Genomic DNA, 15,407 nt, shown 5'->3' on the forward strand with positions numbered 1-15,407 from the left:
CTCGCCCGGCCGTCAGACCGGAGGTGCGGCCGTGATGGCCCGGGGCCCATGTGGCGGCCTCGCCCGGCCGTCATCGCACCCGCCAGACGGCCTTCGTCGAGGCAGCCACCACCGTGGCGAGGACGATGACGGCCGCGCAGCCGAGGAGAGTGGGCGTGATGCCGACGGCGTGGGCGACCGGTCCGACGAGCGTCTCGCCGAGCGGGATGGCGGCGAACGACCCGATCATGTCGTACGAGTAGACGCGCGACAGCGCCGCGGGCGGGATGTGGCCCTGCAGCGACTGGTCCCACGCGATGGCGAAGACCTCGAGCGCGACCCCTCCGAGAGCGAACGCCACGAGCAGGGAGGGCAGTGCGGGCGCCACCCCGAGGGTCGCGACCGGCAGCGCGGTGACGGCCATGAGCGCCACCCCGATTCCGAGAGCCCGGCGAGGGCGCCAGCGGAGGGCCAGCACTGCGCCGAGCGCGAGGCCCGCCGTCTGGGCGGCGACCACCAGCCCCCATGCGGCCCGGCCGAACGACTCGTCGGCGGCCACCGGCCCCAGCACGGTCGTGGCGCCGACGAACGCCGCGTTGAGCACCGTGAACTGGACGACGACGATCCAGACCCATCGTCGGCCGGCGAACTCGCGCCAGCCGTCGCGGAGCTCCGCGACGACGGAGGAGCGCACCTCGCCGACGGTGCCGGCTCGCCCGCGCGGGAGGCGCATCCGCGAGAACAGCAGGGCCGCCAGCAGGAATCCCGCGGCGTCGACGGCGAGGCCCCACCCGGGGCCGATCAGCGCGACGATGCCCGCCCCCGCGGACGCGCCGACGATGCTCCCGGCGTTCAGGCCGAGGCGGAGCACGGCGTTCGCCGAGCGGAGCTCGCCCTTCGGCACCGTCTCGGGGACCATCGCCGCCGAAGCCGGGAGGCTCACGGCGGCGACCGCTCCGCCCAGCGCGCTCAGGACGAGAAGGACGGGCATGGCGGCAGACCCGGTGAGGACCAGCGTCGCCACGGCCGCCTGCAGCACCGCCGCAGCGAGCGAGGTGCCCACCAGCAGGATGTCGCGGGGCAGCCGGTCGGCGAGGACGCCGCCGAACACGAGGACGAGCACCGTGGCCAGGGATCGGGCTCCGACGACGAGACCGAGGTCGGCGACCGAGCCCGTGAGGTCGAGCACGGCGAACGCGAGGGCGATCGGCGCGACGGCGTTGCCGAGGATGCTCGTCGTCCGGGCGGCGAGGAGCCAGCGGAAGCGGGGGTGACGGAGGGGACCGGTGCGGGGAGCGGGCGTGGGGATGCGCTCGCTCTCGCTCGCGTGCGTCTGCTCGATCATGCGCGAGAGAGCGGGAACAGCACCGCCGTCATCGAGACCGGGCTCGTCCCGGGTGTGCGCGGCGGTCGCGCGGCGGCGTGCAGCAGCGCCGAGGCCTCGCGGACGTGGTGGACGACGCGGCGCCAGGTGTCCTCGTCGATCCAGAGCTCGGCGTCGGTCGACATGTGCGGGCCATCGAGCCGGTTCCGTGACCGGCGCCGCAGCTCGTCGATCAGGGCCTCCACGTAGGCGATCTGCTCCGCCGACAGCCCCGCGCCCACCTCCCCCAGCGTGCTTCGGTCGGCGTCGGCCTCGGGCCGCTTCGCGGACGACTCATGACGGTAGCGCTTCGCCTCGCCGCCCCGGAGACGCACCACCTCGACCACCCGGATGAGACCGGCCCTCTCGAGGACCCGCAGGTGATAGCTCGCGGAGGCCTGACTGCAGCCGAGCTCGCGGCCGGCCTCCGCCGCGCTCATCGCCGCGCCGGTGAGCAGCGACAGCAGCCGGAGCCGGAGGGGATGCGCGGTGGCGCGGAGCTCGTCGAGGGTGGACATGACGCCATGCTCCCAGCGGCGTTCCACACCGTCAAACGTGCCTTTGGGGGTCGCGCCCCAGAACGAGTCGGACTCAGCGGAGGATGCCGAGGTCGCGGGCGCGGGAGACGGCGGCGGTGCGGGAGCCGACGCCGAGCTTGTCGAAGACGTGGACGAGGTGCGACTTCACGGTCGCGTCGGTGATGTGGAGGCGCCCGGCGATCTCGGCGTTCGAGGCGCCCTCGGCGACCAGGGCGAGCACCTCGATCTCGCGCGCCGAGAGGCTCACCCGCGGCGCCCGCATCCGCGCCAGCAGTCGGCCCGCGACGGCCGGGGCCAGCGCGCTCTCGCCCGCGGCCGCCGCCCGCACCGCGGCGAGCAGCTGGTCGGGCGGGGCGTCCTTCAGGAGATAGCCGCTCGCCCCCGCCTCCACGGCGGCGAGGATGTCGCCGTCGCTGTCGTAGTTCGTGAGCACCAGGACGGCCGGCGCTCCCTCGACCGAGCGCACCTGGCGCGTGGCGTCGGCGCCCGTGCGCTCCTGTCCGAACTGGAGGTCCATGAGCACGAGGTCGGGCCCAGCCTCCGCGGCGAGCGCCACCGCCTCATCGGGCGTCGAGGCCTCCCCCACGACGTCGACGTCGCCGGCAGCGGCGAGGAGCGCCCGGAGACCGGCCCGCACCACGGGATGGTCGTCGGCGATCACCACGCGGATCACGGCGCCGCCTTCTCGAGCATCACCGTGATCGTGGTCCCGTCGCCCGTACGGCTGTCGATCCGGAGCGTCCCGTCGAGCTGTTCGACCCGTTCGGCCATGGCCTGCAGGCCGAACGAGTCGGATCCGCGGGCGGGTGCGACCCGGGTCGGATCGAAGCCGACTCCGTCGTCGGCCACCGTCAGGGTCGCCCGAGCGCCGTCGACCTCGAGACGCACCCGGATGCGGTCGGCGTCGGCATGCTGGACGGCGTTCGCGACCGCGCCCTGCGCGATCCTCAGCAGGGCGATCTGCGCATCCATCGACAGCCCGGCGTCGGACGCAGGCGCCTCGACCTCGACGGGGAGGTCGACGCGCGACCACCGGTCGCCGAGACGGACGAGCGCCGGGCCGAGGCCGTCGTCGAGGGTGGGCGGGGCGAGCTCGCGGATGAAGCGCCGGGTGTCGGCCACTCCTTCCGCGGCCGTCGCCCTCGCGAGACGGATGTGCTCGATCCCCGGCCGGTCACCGTCCGCCGCCTCTGCAGCATGGAGCAGCATCTGGATGCTCGACAGGCCCTGCGCGACCGTGTCGTGGATCTCGCGGGCGAGTCGGGCCCGCTCGGCGAGCATCCCCTGCTCGCGTTCCGTGGCCGCGAGGCGGTCGCGGGTCGACACTAGCTCGGCCACGAGGGCCTCTCGTTCGGCCGCCTCCCGCGCCAGCGCCCGGTAGCCCAGCCCGATGAGCATCGCGACGGCCGCACCCACCAGCGGGCCGACCACTCCCCCCAGGGTGAAGCCGCCGTGGAGGCCGAGGGCGAGCACCGCGATGCCCGTGCTGAGCACGACGGCGACGGGTCCGGCGACCCTCGGGAGCACATGGAGGTACAGGAAGAACAGCGGGAACACGAGGTAGGCGGCCTCGGGCACGAGCACCATCAGGGCAGCCCAGACGATCGTGAGCGCCGTCACCCAGAGCGCACCCGCCGGACGTCTCCGTGCCGCGGTCATCCTCTGGATGCGCGCCCCGAGCACGTAGACCACGGCGAACACCGCGACGAGTCCGAGCTCCACCGCCATCAGGTCGTCGCTCGCGATCAGGATGCGCACCAGCACGAGGGTGAGCAGCGTCACGACCAGCGCGTGCAGGCCGATGCGCAGTCCCACGAAGACGGGGGTGAGGGTGCTGTGAGCCATCGTCCTAGCAGCGTACGGGCCGCGGAGCACGAAGGGATCAACCAGAAGTCGGAGACGAGGACCCGACTCGGCGCTGATGTCCTCCGGTCTGCGCTCGACGAGTCTGAGGACGGCGCGGGAACGGATCCCGACGCCGGAAGGGAGCAACCGTGTTCGTCGCCTGGCGCGATCTGCGCTACGCCCGAGGGAGGTTCCTCCTCATCGGCACGGTCGTCGGCCTCATCACCCTCCTCGTCGGGTTCCTCGCCGGCCTCACGGGAGGGCTGGCGGGGCAGAACGTGTCCGCCGTGCTCGGCCTGCCCGGGGACCGGCTCGTCCTCCAGCAGCCGTCGACCGGATCCGTCTCGTTCTCGGAGTCGAGCATCACCCCCGACGTCGTCGACGACTGGCGGAGCGCTCCGGGGGTCACCGCGGTGACGCCCCTCGGCATCACCCAGGGCCGGGCCGCCGGACCCGGCGCCGACTCCGGTGCGGTGGGCGTCGCCCTGGTCGGCATCCCCTCGGATGCGCGCGGATCGACGGTCGGTGACCTCGCGCCCGCCGGCGACGACACCGTGGGGCTGTCCTCGGGCGCCGCGTCAGCGCTGCGGGCCTCCGTCGGAGACACCATCTCCCTCGCGGGCAGCGACTTCCGCGTCGAGAGCGTCGGCGGTGACGCCTGGTACAGCCACACCCCGGTCGTGGCGCTCTCGCCGACGGCGTGGGCCGAGCTCGATCAGCGCCTCGGCGGCACCGGCGACCCCACCGTCCTGGCGGTGAGCGGGTCCCCCGCGTGGGACTCCGTGGCGGCGAGCACCGGCACGGTCGCCGAGACCCCGCTCGGCAGCCTCTCGGCGTTGGAGACCTTCCGGTCCGAGATCGGCTCCCTCGGGCTCATGATCGTGATGCTCCTCGGCATCTCCGCGCTCGTGGTGGGCGCGTTCTTCACGGTGTGGACGCTGCAGCGGGCGGGCGACATCGCCGTGCTCAAGGCGCTCGGGGCCTCGACCCGGTCCCTCGTCCGCGACGCCCTGGGTCAGGCGCTCGTCGTCCTCGTCGTCGGCATCGGCGTCGGCACCGGCGTCGTGGTGGGCTCGGCGGTACTCCTCGGCGAGGCGCTGCCGTTCCTGCTCAGCCCGCTCACCACCGTCGTCCCGGCGGTCCTCCTCACCCTCCTCGGTCTGGCGGGAGCCGCCGTCGCGCTCCGGACCGTCACCTCCGCCGACCCCCTCACCGCACTCGGGAGCACTCGATGATCACCCTGACCGACGTCACCCTCACCTACCAGGACGGCGACGCGCGCATCACCGCCCTCGACCGCGTCTCCCTCGTCGCCCGCGAGGGGCTCGTGACCGGCATCGTCGGCCCGTCCGGATCCGGGAAGTCGTCGCTGCTTGCGGTCGCCGCCGCCCTCATCCGACCCGACTCCGGCAGCTTGAGGATCGACGAGGTCGACGTCACGGCCCTGCGACCACGCGAGGCGACCGCGCTGCGACGGGACAGGATCGGCATCGTCTTCCAGCAGTCGAACCTCATCCCCTCGCTCACCGCGCGGGAGCAGCTCGTCGTGATGGCCGAGCTCGGCGGGCGGTCGCGTGCCCGTCGAGGGGCGGTCAGGGCGAGGGCGGACGAGCTGCTCGACGCCGTCGGCCTGGCGGGGTTCGCCGATCGGCGGCCGTCCCAGCTCTCCGGCGGCCAGCGCCAGCGCGTCGCGATCGCCCGCGCACTCGTGCACGACCCCTCCGCCCTGCTCGTCGACGAGCCCACCAGCGCGCTCGATCAGGAGCGCGGCGGGGAGATCATGCGGCTCGTCGCGCTGCTCACGCGAGAGCGGGCGACGGCGACCCTCCTCGTCACCCACGACCTCGTGCACGCCGAGACGCTGGACGACATCGTGACGGTGGTGGACGGCCGGATCGTGTCGGAGGGCGACGGCTCTCCCCGGCCATCCGCAGTCGACTCGCTTCGGCCGGCGCGGACGTCCTAGGGTCCGGTTGCGGAGACCCGCGGGGCCCGGCCCGGAGATCACCTCGAAGTGACGGTGGCCGTTCCCGCGGGGGCAGCCGTCCGCAGAGCGTGCGACGGCGGTGGTCCCCAGGGGGTGACGGCAGCGCGTCTTCAGGGGGCGACGGACGGGCTCCTCACGCCGCGACGGCGGCGCGGACCTCCGCGACGGTGGCCAGGAACGTGCGGGGGTCGACGCCGGCGCGGCCGAGGAAGACGCCGTCCGGGATCCCCGCCGCGTCTCCCCGCTCGCGCCCGGCGGCGGCGATCGCGTCGAAGGTGCCCGGCCCGGCGCTGCCGCCGTAGAGCACACGCGACTCGCCCCGACGCTCGGCGAGCATCTCGCGGATGCGGGCCACGACTCCCACGACGTGGTCCCCCGGCGCAGGCTCGGCGGCGCCGATCGCCCAGGTCGGCTCGTAGGCGACGATCACGGGCGCATCCGAGCTGATCCCGCCGAAGGCGATGTCGATCTGCGGCCGGATGATCTGCTCCGGATCGGCCCCGCGCTCGGGCTCGCCGACGATGAGGATGGGGACGAGCCCGGCCTCGGCCGCGGCCTCCGCCTTGACCGCGAAGTCGGAGGGCCCCTCCCCGAGGTGCTTCACCCGCTCCGGGTGCCCGATCATGACGAAGCGGGCCCCCATCCCCGCCAGCAGCTCGGCGCTCACCTCACCCGTGTAGGCGCCGGCCGGGAAGCGCGAGACGTCCTGCGCACCGACCAGACCGCCGAGAGGCCGCAGCGCATCGAGCGCGTCGCGGATCAGCGGGAACGACGGGCACAGGAAGACGTCCTCGGCGCCCTCCGGGGTCGCCGCGAGCCCCTCCGTGACGATCCGGAACCACGCTCGAGCCGAATCCGCGGTGAAATAGCTCTTGGAGCTGCATCCGATCAGGGTCGCTGGCAACATCGTGGGTCTCCTCGCCGGTGGGGAACGCCTCCGAATGTATCAGCGGAACGGTGGGTTGTGCGATGATGTATATACATGTTGATCGGGCTGCGGATGCGCATCCCCTCACCGTCGACGTCAATGGAGAAAGAGACAGCATGACCGACTTCGTTCGCGCAGACGCGGCGCGGCTGACCAGCAGGAAGTACGACATCGTCGTGGTGGGGGGCGGCATCAACGGCGTCGCGATCGCGCGGGATGCGGCGCAGCGCGGCCTGAGCGTGGCCCTCGTGGAGCGGGGCGACTTCGCCGTCGGCACCTCGTCGTGGAACAGCCGTCTGATCCACGGCGGCCTGCGGTACCTCGAGCACGGGGAGATCCCGCTGGTGTACGAGTCGCTGCACGACCGGGAGTGCCTGCTGCGGATCGCTCCCCACCTGGTCGAGCCGCTCGCCTTCGTCGTGCCGCTGTACAAGCACAACCACCTCCCCGGATGGATGTTCCGGATCGGCATGATCCTCTACGACGTGCTCTCGTTCAACAAGTCCGTGCCGACGCACCGCGGACTGGGCCGCAAGCAGGTCGCCGCGGAGCTCCCCGGCCTCGACAAGCGCGGCCTCTCCGGCGCCGTGCACTACTACGACGGACAGGTCGAGTTCCCCGAGCGCCTCGTGCTGGAGACCGCCATCTCCGCGCAGCGCTGGGGTGCGGACGTCGCGAACTACGTGGAGGCCACCGGGATCACGCACGACGACTCCGGGGTGACGGGCGTCACCGCGCGCGACACCCTCACGGGCGAGGAGTTCACGATCTCCGCGTCCAGCGTCGTCAACGCGGCCGGTCCCTGGGTCGACCTCCTCGGCGAGGAGCTCGGCATGAAGCGGCAGATCGGCGGCACCACCGGCACGCACTTCGTCGTCGACCCCTTCCCCGGGGCGCCGGACTCCTGCATCTACTTCGAGGCGCGGGCCGACAACCGGCCGATCCTCGTCATCCCGTGGAACGGCCGCTACCTCATCGGCACCACCGACGACCGCTTCGAGGGCGACGCCTCGACCGTCCGCGGCACCGACGCCGAGGTCGACTACCTCCTCCGGGAGACGAACCTCCTGATCCCGGAGGCGAATCTCACCGCCGATGACATCCTGCTCACCTACACGGGCGTGCGGCCGCTGCCGTATCGGCCCGGTGTGAAGGCCGGGGCGATTCCGCGCAGCCACCTGATCCTGGCGGACGACCGCATCCACGGTCTCGTCACCATCGTCGGCGGGAAGCTCACCCCGCACCTCAGCCTCGGCCAGCAGACCGTCGACAAGGTCGGCGAGGTGCTCGGCCGCCAGCTGCCGAAGTCGCGCACCGCCCGATCGCCCCTGCCCGGCGCGTACACCACGAAGTGGGCGGCCAAGTCGCTCGCCGCGTCGAAGCTGCGGGCGCGGCTGCCGTGGAGCGAGACGATCAACGAGCGCCTCGTCGACGTCTACGGCGGACTCGTGTCGGGCATCGTCGACGTCTACGAGAGCGACGAGCGGTACCGGGCGGTCTTCGGCGAGGGCCGCGGCGCCATCACGGCGGCCGAGGTCGTCTACGCGATCCGCTCGGAGGGTGCGCTGACGCTGGTGGACATCCTGCACCGCCGATCCATGGTGGGCCTCGAGCCCGCGATGGGGACGGACGTCGAGCGCCCGGTCGCGGAGCTCGCGGCGACGATCGCGGGCTGGGACGAGGCACGCGTGGCGGCGGAGCTCGCGGCGCACCGGGAGTACATCACGCGCCTGCAGGGCGGCGTCCCGCATCCGCGTCTCGTCGACGCCTGAGCCCGCGCGCCCGTCCTGCCCGGGGGCGCCGCGCCGCGCCGGCGGGCGCCGCGCCGCTCCGCTGGCGGGCGCTCCGCCGGCGGGGGGTGCGAGCACACCCGGAAGGCGCGGCTCGGCCAGCCGTGCAACCGCTCTCTCTGGGCGCACTCGCCACACGGGGCAGCGGCGTGCACACGGGGGCGTGTCGCTCAGGGCATCCGCACGCGAGCACACCCGCAAAGCGCGGACCCGACCGCCGTGCAACCGCTCTCTCCGGGTGCACTCGCCCCACGGGGCCGCGGCGTGCACGCGGCGGCGTGCCACTCAGGGCATCCACACGCGAGCACACCCGCAAAACGCGGACCCGACCGCCGTGCAACCGCTCTCTCCGGGTGCACTCGCCGCACAGGGCCGCGGCGTGTACGCGGCGGCGTGCCACTCAGGGCTTCCGCACGCGAGCACACCCGAAAGGCGCGGACCCGACCGCCGTGCAACCGCTCCCTCCGGGTGCACTCGCCCCACGGGGCCGCGGCGTGCACGCGGCGGCGTGCCGCTCACGGCATCCGCACGCGAGCACACCCGGGAAACGCGGACGCGGCCGCCGTGCAACCGCTCTTCCCGGGCGCACTCGCGCCCTGATGCACGGGCAGGACGCGTGGGGGCAGACTGGGCGGGTGAGCTCTCGCGTCGTCGTGCTGTCCGACACCCACCTGCCGACGCGGGCGAAGGTGCTTCCGGACATGCTCCTCGCGGCGATCGGCGAGGCGGACGTCGTCATGCACGCCGGCGACTGGGTCGACGTCGCGACCCTCGACCTGCTCGAGGCGCGGAGTCGTCGGCTCGTCGGCGTGTGGGGCAACAACGACCCCGCGCCCCTGCGTGACCGGCTCCCCGAGGTGGCGCGGACCACGATCGAGGGCGTGCGCTTCGCCATGGTGCACGAGACCGGTGCGGCGTCGGGGCGCGAGAGGCGGATGGATGCGCTCCACGCCGACGACGCGGACGTGCTGGTCTTCGGGCACAGCCACATCCCGTGGGACACCGTCACGCCACGCGGCCTCCGCCTGCTCAACCCGGGATCGCCGACGGACCGCCGACGACAGCCGGTGGGCACGTTCCTCTCGCTTGACGTCTCGGGCGGGCGCCTCGCCGACGTGCGACTCGTGCCCGTGCCGTCGGTGGCGGGACTGTCGCGTCCTGTGTGACCTCTCGCCACGTCGTGGGGCGCGCAGGACGTCATCTAGGCAGCGAGACCGCACGGTGCTCGCCGCACGGCAGAGCGCCGGACGTCAGCGCCTCTTCAGCGTGACGCCGTAGATCGACGAGGCCGTGAGCAGAGCGAACAGCGGGAGCACGACGGCGGCCCCGGCCGTGACGTCGGGCAGGAACAGCAGCACCGCGATCGACACCACGAGCAGCAGCGTGAGGGCGAGCTGCGCCCACATCAGCCACGGATGCCGCAGCTCGGCCGCCGTCCCGTCGTCGTACTCCTCGTCCTCCACGCCGCCCACACTATCCCTCCCGGCGTCCGGACCACCGTAGGCTCGGAGCATGGACGACCGGGAGATGGACGGGATCGAGCTCGTCGGCGGCATCCTCATGGTGCTCGCCAGCGCCGCCGTCGTGTACGGATCGCGCAACAACTCGAGCATCGGCGTCATCCTCGGCTGCCTCGGGATCGCGGGCGGCATCGCGATGATCGTCGTGCGCTTCCGGCGCACGTCCCGGCGTCGTGCCGTCATTGCCGCGGGTGCGGGTGCGGGCGGGGTTGCGGATTTGGGATCCGGCGCCGCTCGCGCGGATCAGACCCCGAACGGATCGGTGTAGACCGCGCCCTGGGTGGAGACGTACGCCGTCCACGCCACGCCGTCGTGCCAGCGGTGCTCGAAGCGACCGCTGTAGTCGGGCCACCACGCCCCCGCCGGCGGCTGCGGCTGCGGTTGCTGGGGCTGGGGCTGGGGCTGGGGCTGCTGAGCGTAGTCTCGGGACTGCTGCTCGTACGACGGCTGTTCCGCATGCACCTGGGACTGGTGGTCGTATGCCTGCGGTCGCTGCGCGGCGGGCTGCGGCTCCTGCGCGTGCGACGCGCTCGTCGAGGCCGCGGCCTGCTCGAGTGGCTCGGCCTCGGCCGGGTGACCGGTGCCGGAGGGCGCTTCCTCCTCGAAGAGGGACTCGACCCACTCCGCCGTGCGGTCGGCGTCGACGGGCTGATCGGAGTCGACGACCGGATCAGGACCGGACACCGGCGCGGGCGCAGAGGCAGACCCGACCGCTGGCCCAGGCTCGACCGCCGGCTCGGGCTGGACCGCCGACTCAGGCTCGACCGCCGACTCAGGCTCGACCGCCGACTCAGGCTCGACCCCCGACTCAGGCTCGACCGCAGGCTCGGGAGCGGACGCCGGCGCAGAATCGGGCTCGACCGCTGTCTCGGGCTCGACCTCGGGCTCCGTGCCCGATTCGGGTGCGGGCTCCTGGGTGAGCTCGGGCGCATGCTCCGGCTCGACACGCGGCTCCGGTGCCTCCGGCTCGGGCTCGGGCTCGGGCACGAGGCCCAGGATCATCGGCTCGGCGTCGCCCACGTGCTCGCGCGCCGAACGCGGCTGGGGCAGGACGAACTCCGACGGCGTCGCCGTCGGCAGAGGATCGGCGCCAGCGCCGCGGGCATCACCCATGCACGGGACATTATCATCGGCGCCCGTGAGGACACAGGCCCCCACATCCGCGCGGCCGCATCCGCATCCGTCGCGCAGCCGCAGCCGCAGCCGGAGCGCAGCCGCAGCCGTCGCGCAGCCGCCGCCGAGGCCGCAGCGCATCCGCATCCGCATCCGACCCCACCGCCCGTATTCAGGACCGGCGCCCGGGTTCAGGACGGATCGTCCTGAGAACGGGCGATCCCGGGCGGATGTCCTGAGAACGGACGAGCGCGGGAGCCGGACGGGGCGACGGGAGGCGTGCCCCCACTGGGATTCGAACCCAGACTGAGACGATTTTAAGTCGGCTGCCTCTGCCGATTGGGCTATGGGGGCGCGTGACGATCGTAGCCGCCGCAACCGTGGGGAACGACGAAGCCGCCGCGACGGTGCGCGGCGGCTTCGGTCGGATGCGGTGCGGGACCGCGCGGACTACTCCGACTTCGGAGTGGTCTTGCGCGGAGCGCGGGCACGGGGTGCGCGCGCAGGCTTCTCCGCGCCCTCGGCCGGAGCAGCAGCGGCAGCAGCCGGCGCAGCAGCCGCCGCGGTCGCCTCAGGAGCGGGCGACGACGCGGGGGCGCCGACGAGCGCGGGCTCCTTCTTCGCGGGCTCGACTGCAGGCGCCGCCGGGGCGGGCGCGGCGGCGGGAGCCGCCGGACGCGGGCGCGCGGCGAACGTCTCGAACGCGACACGCGGGTGCTCCCGCGCCTCGAGCGAGACGATGTCGCGGCCGAGGAAGAAGTTGTTCACCCAACCCCAGATGACGCGGAGCTTGCGCTCCCACGACGGCATCGCCAGGCCGTGGTAGCCGCGGTGTGCGAACCAGGCCAGCAGGCCCTTCAGCGCGATCTTGCCCGACTGGAACACGCCGATCCCGAGGCCGAGGCCGGCCACCGCACCGAGGTTCTTGTGGAAGTAGTCGTGCACCTTCTCGCCGCGCAGCGTCGCCACGAGGTTCTTCGCGAGGGTCTTGCCCTGACGCACCGCGTGCTGGGCGTTGGGCACGCAGAAGCCGCCCACTCCCCCGCCGGTGAGGTCGGGCACAGCCGCGACGTCGCCGCAGCCCCAGGCGCCCTCGACGATGCCGTCGTCGCCCTCGACCCGGAGGTCGGCGCGCACCCGCAGGCGCCCCCGCTCCTCGATGGGGAGGTCGCTGTTCTTGACGTCGGGGGTGGCCATGACGCCGGCGGTCCAGATGATGGTGCCCGCGGCGAACGACTCGCCCGTCGACAGCTCGATCACGCCGTCGACCGCCGACTTCAGCTGCGTGTCGAGGTGGACCTGCGCACCGCGCTCGGCGAGGTTCTTGAGCACCCAGTGGCTCGTCGGCAGGCTGACCTCGGGCATGATCCGCCCCATCGCCTCGATGAGGTGGAAGTGGGTCTCCTCGAACGAGAGCTCGGGGTACTTCTGCAGCAGCGCCGATGCGAACGAGCGCAGCTCGGCGAACACCTCGATGCCGGCGAACCCGCCGCCGACCACGACGACCGTGAGCAGGCGCTCGCGCTCGGGGCCGGGGGGAAGCACGGCGGCCTTGTCGAAGTTCGTGAGGATCTGGTCACGGATCGCCGTGGCCTCCTCGATCGTCTTGAGACCGATCGCGTTGTCGGCGACACCGGGGATCGGGAACGTGCGCGAGACGGCGCCGGCCGTGACCACGATGATGTCGTACGACTCCTCCCAGGCCTCACCGGCGTTGGGGGTGATCGTCGCGGTCTTGGACGCGTGGTCGATCTTCGTGACCTTCGCCGCGAGGACGCGGGTCGACTTGAGGTGACGACGCAGGCTCACGACCGCGTGGCGCGGCTCGATGGAGCCCGCAGCCACCTCCGGCAGGAACGGCTGGTACGTCATGTAGGGCAGCGGGTCGACCACGGTGACCTCGGCCTCGCCCTTGCGCAGCCACTTCTCGAGCTTCCACGCGGTGTAGAACCCGGCGTAGCCGCCGCCGACAATGAGGATCTTGGGCACAGTAAGAAACTCTCCTCGATAGGGGTGCGCGCACCCGCCAATCTACTCCTTGCGCTGGAGCACCCTGAGCCGCGCGCGCAGACCGACCACGAGCACGACGAGCGACGCCGCCAGTCCGATGAGCAGGGCGACGGGCCCAGCCCACAGAGAAAAAGAGTACACGTCGAACGAACCGGCCGTGGCGGGGCGCCGCGGCGCGGCCTCCGCCGTCGACTCGGGCGCGGGGATCACGATGTCGAACAGGGTCGAGGCTCCGGACGCCGGACGGTACGTCGCGATCCAGTCGGAGAGCGACCCCAGGGGGTTGGCCTCGACGTGTGGGACGGCGGCCGTGACCGCGGCGGCGGCGTCGATCAGGCCGTAGCCGTAGATCGGCCCGGGGACGGGATCGCCCTTCGGATCGGCGGTCGCGATGAGCCGGTTGACGACGTCGTCGGCGTCGAGGTCCGGATGCGCGGACCGCACGAGAGCGGCGAGCCCGCTCACGATCGGCGCCGCTCCGCTCGTCCCGCTCCAGACGCGTGGAGACCCGTCCGGGTCGACGGCGATGAGCCGCTCGCTCGGGGCCGAGACCGCGATGGTCGTCCCCTGCGAGGACGCGTCCTGGCTCGCCGTCCCGTCGCGGTCGACGCCGGCGACGGCCACCACTCCGGGGATGGTCGCCGGAGCGCCCACCTCCTCGGTCCCGGTCCCCCGGTTGCCCGCCGCCGCGACGATGACGACGTCGTGGTCGAAGGCGTACGAGAAGGCGTCGTCCCAGCTCTGCGGCCAGTCGAGGCTGTTCCGCGTGAGCGAGAGGTTGATGACGTCGGCGCCGTGGTCGACGGCCCAGCGCACGGCGTCGGCGATCTGGCCGTCGGATCCCACCGCCCCCTCGCCGAGCTCGACGGAGACGGTGAGGATCGAGGCCTCGGGGGCGACCCCCATGACCCCGTTCGACCCTCCGGTGCCGCGGCCCGCGATGAGCTCGGCCACCGCGGTGCCGTGCCAGCTCTCGTCGCCGACGGGGGTCTGCCCGTCGGCGCTGCCGAGGCCCGAGAGGTCGGTGCCGCCGACGACCGCGCCGGCGAGGTCGGGCACGGAGCCGTCCACCCCGGTGTCGATGACCGCGACGGTGACGCCGGCGCCCCGCGTGGTCTTCCACGCGTCGGTGAAGCCGTAGTCGGCCAGCCAGTACTCGAGCGATCGGACCTCGTCGGCCTGCGCGACGGGAAGGGCGCCGATCGGGCTCGCGGCGACCAGCACGGTCGTCGCCGCCGACCAGAGCGCGATGACCAGCCGGCGCCGCGACATCAGGGGTCGATCCCGTAGTCGGCGCACTCGCACACCAGAGGCGACCAGTCGCCCCTGTCGAGGGCGAGATCGCCGATCGGGTTCACACCTGGTCCCGCGGCCAGCGCGTGGGCCGCCAGGGCATGGAGGCACTTGACACGACTCGGCATCCCGCCCGCCGAGATGCCCGCGATCTCGGCGACCACGCCGTACTGCTCGCGGTCGGCGAGGTACGAGCGGTGCGCCGCGAGGTAGGCGGCGGAGACGTCGTCGTCCTCGAGCATGTCCTGCAGCTCCACCATGACGTGCTGCGCCTCGAGGTCGCTCATCGCCGCCGTGGCCGCCGGGTGGGTCATGTAGTAGAAGGTCGGGAAGGGCGTCCCGTCGGACAGCCTCGGCGACGTCGACACGACGGTCGGGTTGCCGCACACGCACCGGGCGGCGATGCCCACCACGTCGCGCACGGGACGGCCGAGCTGAGCCGACGCGATCGCGAGGTCGCGCTCGCTCGGCGGATCGAACGGCGGTCTCATTGCACGGTGCCCGTCTGTTGGAGCTGGTCGGGGGTCTGGGTGGACAGGCCGGCCGTCAGGCCGGACGAGAACAGCGCTCCGAGCCAGTCGACCTCGGTGCTCTGGATCTGGTCGCTCACCGTCGGCGACTCGTCGCCCGTCTGGGGCACGTCGTCGATCACGAGGAAGCTGGTCTCGCCCGGCATGACGAAGTAGAGCCTGTCGCGCGCCTGCGCCTTGATGTAGGCCGGGTCGTTCCAGCGGGCGATCTGCTGGGAGAGCGCGTCGTTCTGCGCGGTCTTCGCATCGACCGCGGCATGGAGCTCGGCGAGCTGCTGCCGCTGCTCGAGGTAGACCCGCAAGCCCGGCGCGACGATGATCACGAAGAGCACGATCACCACGAACATGAGCACCGTGAACCCGGAGAAGCGGATGCTGCGCAGCCACCCTCCGGGAGCGGCGGGCTCCTCCGCGGAGCCCTGCGGCAACGCGACCGGGACGCGCTCGGTGCGTGTCTTCTGGTCGCGTTGCCGCATCATGCTCCTCGGGTCGGACGGCGGGGCCACCGAC

General features: G+C 72.9%; 16 protein-coding genes and 1 tRNA gene. 5 read left to right on the forward strand and 12 right to left on the reverse strand.

The genetic code is table 11. The annotated features are described in order from the left end of the window. Window positions 1–70 precede the first annotated feature (70 nt). From IEX69_RS04530 to IEX69_RS04545, 4 genes are all read right to left on the reverse strand, one after another. On the reverse strand, window positions 71–1,324 hold the full coding sequence (locus IEX69_RS04530) for an MFS transporter (protein ID WP_085019910.1): 1,254 nt from the start codon (window positions 1,322–1,324) through the stop codon (window positions 71–73). Continuing rightward, window positions 1,321–1,860 carry an ArsR/SmtB family transcription factor gene (locus IEX69_RS04535; RefSeq protein ID WP_085019911.1) on the reverse strand — a complete coding sequence of 180 codons (540 nt, stop codon included), beginning with the start codon at window positions 1,858–1,860 and terminating at the stop codon, window positions 1,321–1,323. The genes IEX69_RS04530 and IEX69_RS04535 overlap by 4 nt, the downstream gene beginning before the upstream one ends. A gap of 73 nt (window positions 1,861–1,933) precedes the next feature. Then, complete coding sequence (locus IEX69_RS04540; RefSeq protein WP_085019912.1) at window positions 1,934–2,554, reverse strand: response regulator; 621 nt, start codon at window positions 2,552–2,554, stop codon at window positions 1,934–1,936. After that, complete coding sequence (locus tag IEX69_RS04545) at window positions 2,551–3,726, reverse strand: sensor histidine kinase (protein WP_085019913.1); 1,176 nt, start codon at window positions 3,724–3,726, stop codon at window positions 2,551–2,553. Before IEX69_RS04545 ends, IEX69_RS04540 begins: the two co-directional genes overlap by 4 nt. Before the next feature lie 149 nt (window positions 3,727–3,875). Here IEX69_RS04545 and IEX69_RS04550 point away from each other — a divergent pair, with 149 nt between their 5' ends. Continuing rightward, window positions 3,876–4,961 (forward strand): FtsX-like permease family protein, encoded by a 1,086-nt coding sequence (locus IEX69_RS04550; RefSeq protein WP_085019914.1) that lies wholly within the window; start codon window positions 3,876–3,878, stop codon window positions 4,959–4,961. Next, the gene (locus IEX69_RS04555; RefSeq protein WP_085019915.1) at window positions 4,958–5,692 is read left to right on the forward strand and encodes an ABC transporter ATP-binding protein; all 735 of its coding nucleotides are present in this window, start codon (window positions 4,958–4,960) and stop codon (window positions 5,690–5,692) included. Before IEX69_RS04550 ends, IEX69_RS04555 begins: the two co-directional genes overlap by 4 nt. Window positions 5,693–5,846: 154 nt before the next feature. Here IEX69_RS04555 and IEX69_RS04560 read toward each other — a convergent pair whose 3' ends face one another. Continuing rightward, window positions 5,847–6,620, reverse strand: a complete 774-nt coding sequence (locus IEX69_RS04560) for a triose-phosphate isomerase family protein (protein ID WP_085019916.1) — start codon at window positions 6,618–6,620, stop codon at window positions 5,847–5,849. Between the two features lie 137 nt (window positions 6,621–6,757). On the opposite strand from IEX69_RS04560, the gene IEX69_RS04565 reads away from it, so the two are divergent. Together IEX69_RS04565 and IEX69_RS04570 are read left to right on the forward strand one after the other, a co-directional pair. Continuing rightward, a complete protein-coding gene (locus tag IEX69_RS04565) occupies window positions 6,758–8,413 on the forward strand; it encodes a glycerol-3-phosphate dehydrogenase/oxidase (RefSeq protein ID WP_085019917.1) in 1,656 nt (551 codons plus the stop codon). A gap of 653 nt (window positions 8,414–9,066) precedes the next feature. Beyond that, window positions 9,067–9,597 carry a metallophosphoesterase family protein gene (locus tag IEX69_RS04570; protein WP_085019918.1) on the forward strand — a complete coding sequence of 177 codons (531 nt, stop codon included), beginning with the start codon at window positions 9,067–9,069 and terminating at the stop codon, window positions 9,595–9,597. A gap of 84 nt (window positions 9,598–9,681) precedes the next feature. Here IEX69_RS04570 and IEX69_RS04575 read toward each other — a convergent pair whose 3' ends face one another. Next, window positions 9,682–9,894, reverse strand: coding sequence for a hypothetical protein (locus tag IEX69_RS04575; protein WP_157127190.1), 213 nt, complete (start codon window positions 9,892–9,894; stop codon window positions 9,682–9,684). A gap of 49 nt (window positions 9,895–9,943) precedes the next feature. Here IEX69_RS04575 and IEX69_RS04580 point away from each other — a divergent pair, with 49 nt between their 5' ends. Continuing rightward, complete coding sequence (locus tag IEX69_RS04580; protein WP_157127191.1) at window positions 9,944–10,219, forward strand: hypothetical protein; 276 nt, start codon at window positions 9,944–9,946, stop codon at window positions 10,217–10,219. Here the strand turns inward: IEX69_RS04580 and IEX69_RS04585 are convergent. From IEX69_RS04585 to IEX69_RS04610, 6 genes are all read right to left on the reverse strand, one after another. Then, a complete protein-coding gene (locus IEX69_RS04585) occupies window positions 10,195–11,064 on the reverse strand; it encodes a hypothetical protein (RefSeq protein WP_085019921.1) in 870 nt (289 codons plus the stop codon). The genes IEX69_RS04580 and IEX69_RS04585 overlap by 25 nt on opposite strands. 280 nt (window positions 11,065–11,344) lie before the next feature. Further along, window positions 11,345–11,418: transfer RNA gene (locus IEX69_RS04590), tRNA-Leu, on the reverse strand. A gap of 96 nt (window positions 11,419–11,514) precedes the next feature. Then, entirely contained in the window at window positions 11,515–13,053 is a 1,539-nt protein-coding gene (locus tag IEX69_RS04595; RefSeq protein ID WP_085019922.1) for an NAD(P)/FAD-dependent oxidoreductase, read from the reverse strand. 42 nt (window positions 13,054–13,095) lie between these two features. Next, window positions 13,096–14,346 carry a S8 family peptidase gene (locus tag IEX69_RS04600; protein ID WP_085019923.1) on the reverse strand — a complete coding sequence of 417 codons (1,251 nt, stop codon included), beginning with the start codon at window positions 14,344–14,346 and terminating at the stop codon, window positions 13,096–13,098. Continuing rightward, window positions 14,346–14,858 carry a DUF501 domain-containing protein gene (locus IEX69_RS04605; RefSeq protein WP_085019924.1) on the reverse strand — a complete coding sequence of 171 codons (513 nt, stop codon included), beginning with the start codon at window positions 14,856–14,858 and terminating at the stop codon, window positions 14,346–14,348. Before IEX69_RS04605 ends, IEX69_RS04600 begins: the two co-directional genes overlap by 1 nt. After that, window positions 14,855–15,376, reverse strand: a complete 522-nt coding sequence (locus IEX69_RS04610) for an FtsB family cell division protein (protein ID WP_085019925.1) — start codon at window positions 15,374–15,376, stop codon at window positions 14,855–14,857. Before IEX69_RS04610 ends, IEX69_RS04605 begins: the two co-directional genes overlap by 4 nt. Between the last annotated feature and the right edge of the window lie 31 nt (window positions 15,377–15,407).

This window comes from Cnuibacter physcomitrellae, from assembly GCF_014640535.1.
In the GTDB taxonomy this organism is placed as follows: Bacteria; Actinomycetota; Actinomycetes; order Actinomycetales; family Microbacteriaceae; genus Cnuibacter; species Cnuibacter physcomitrellae.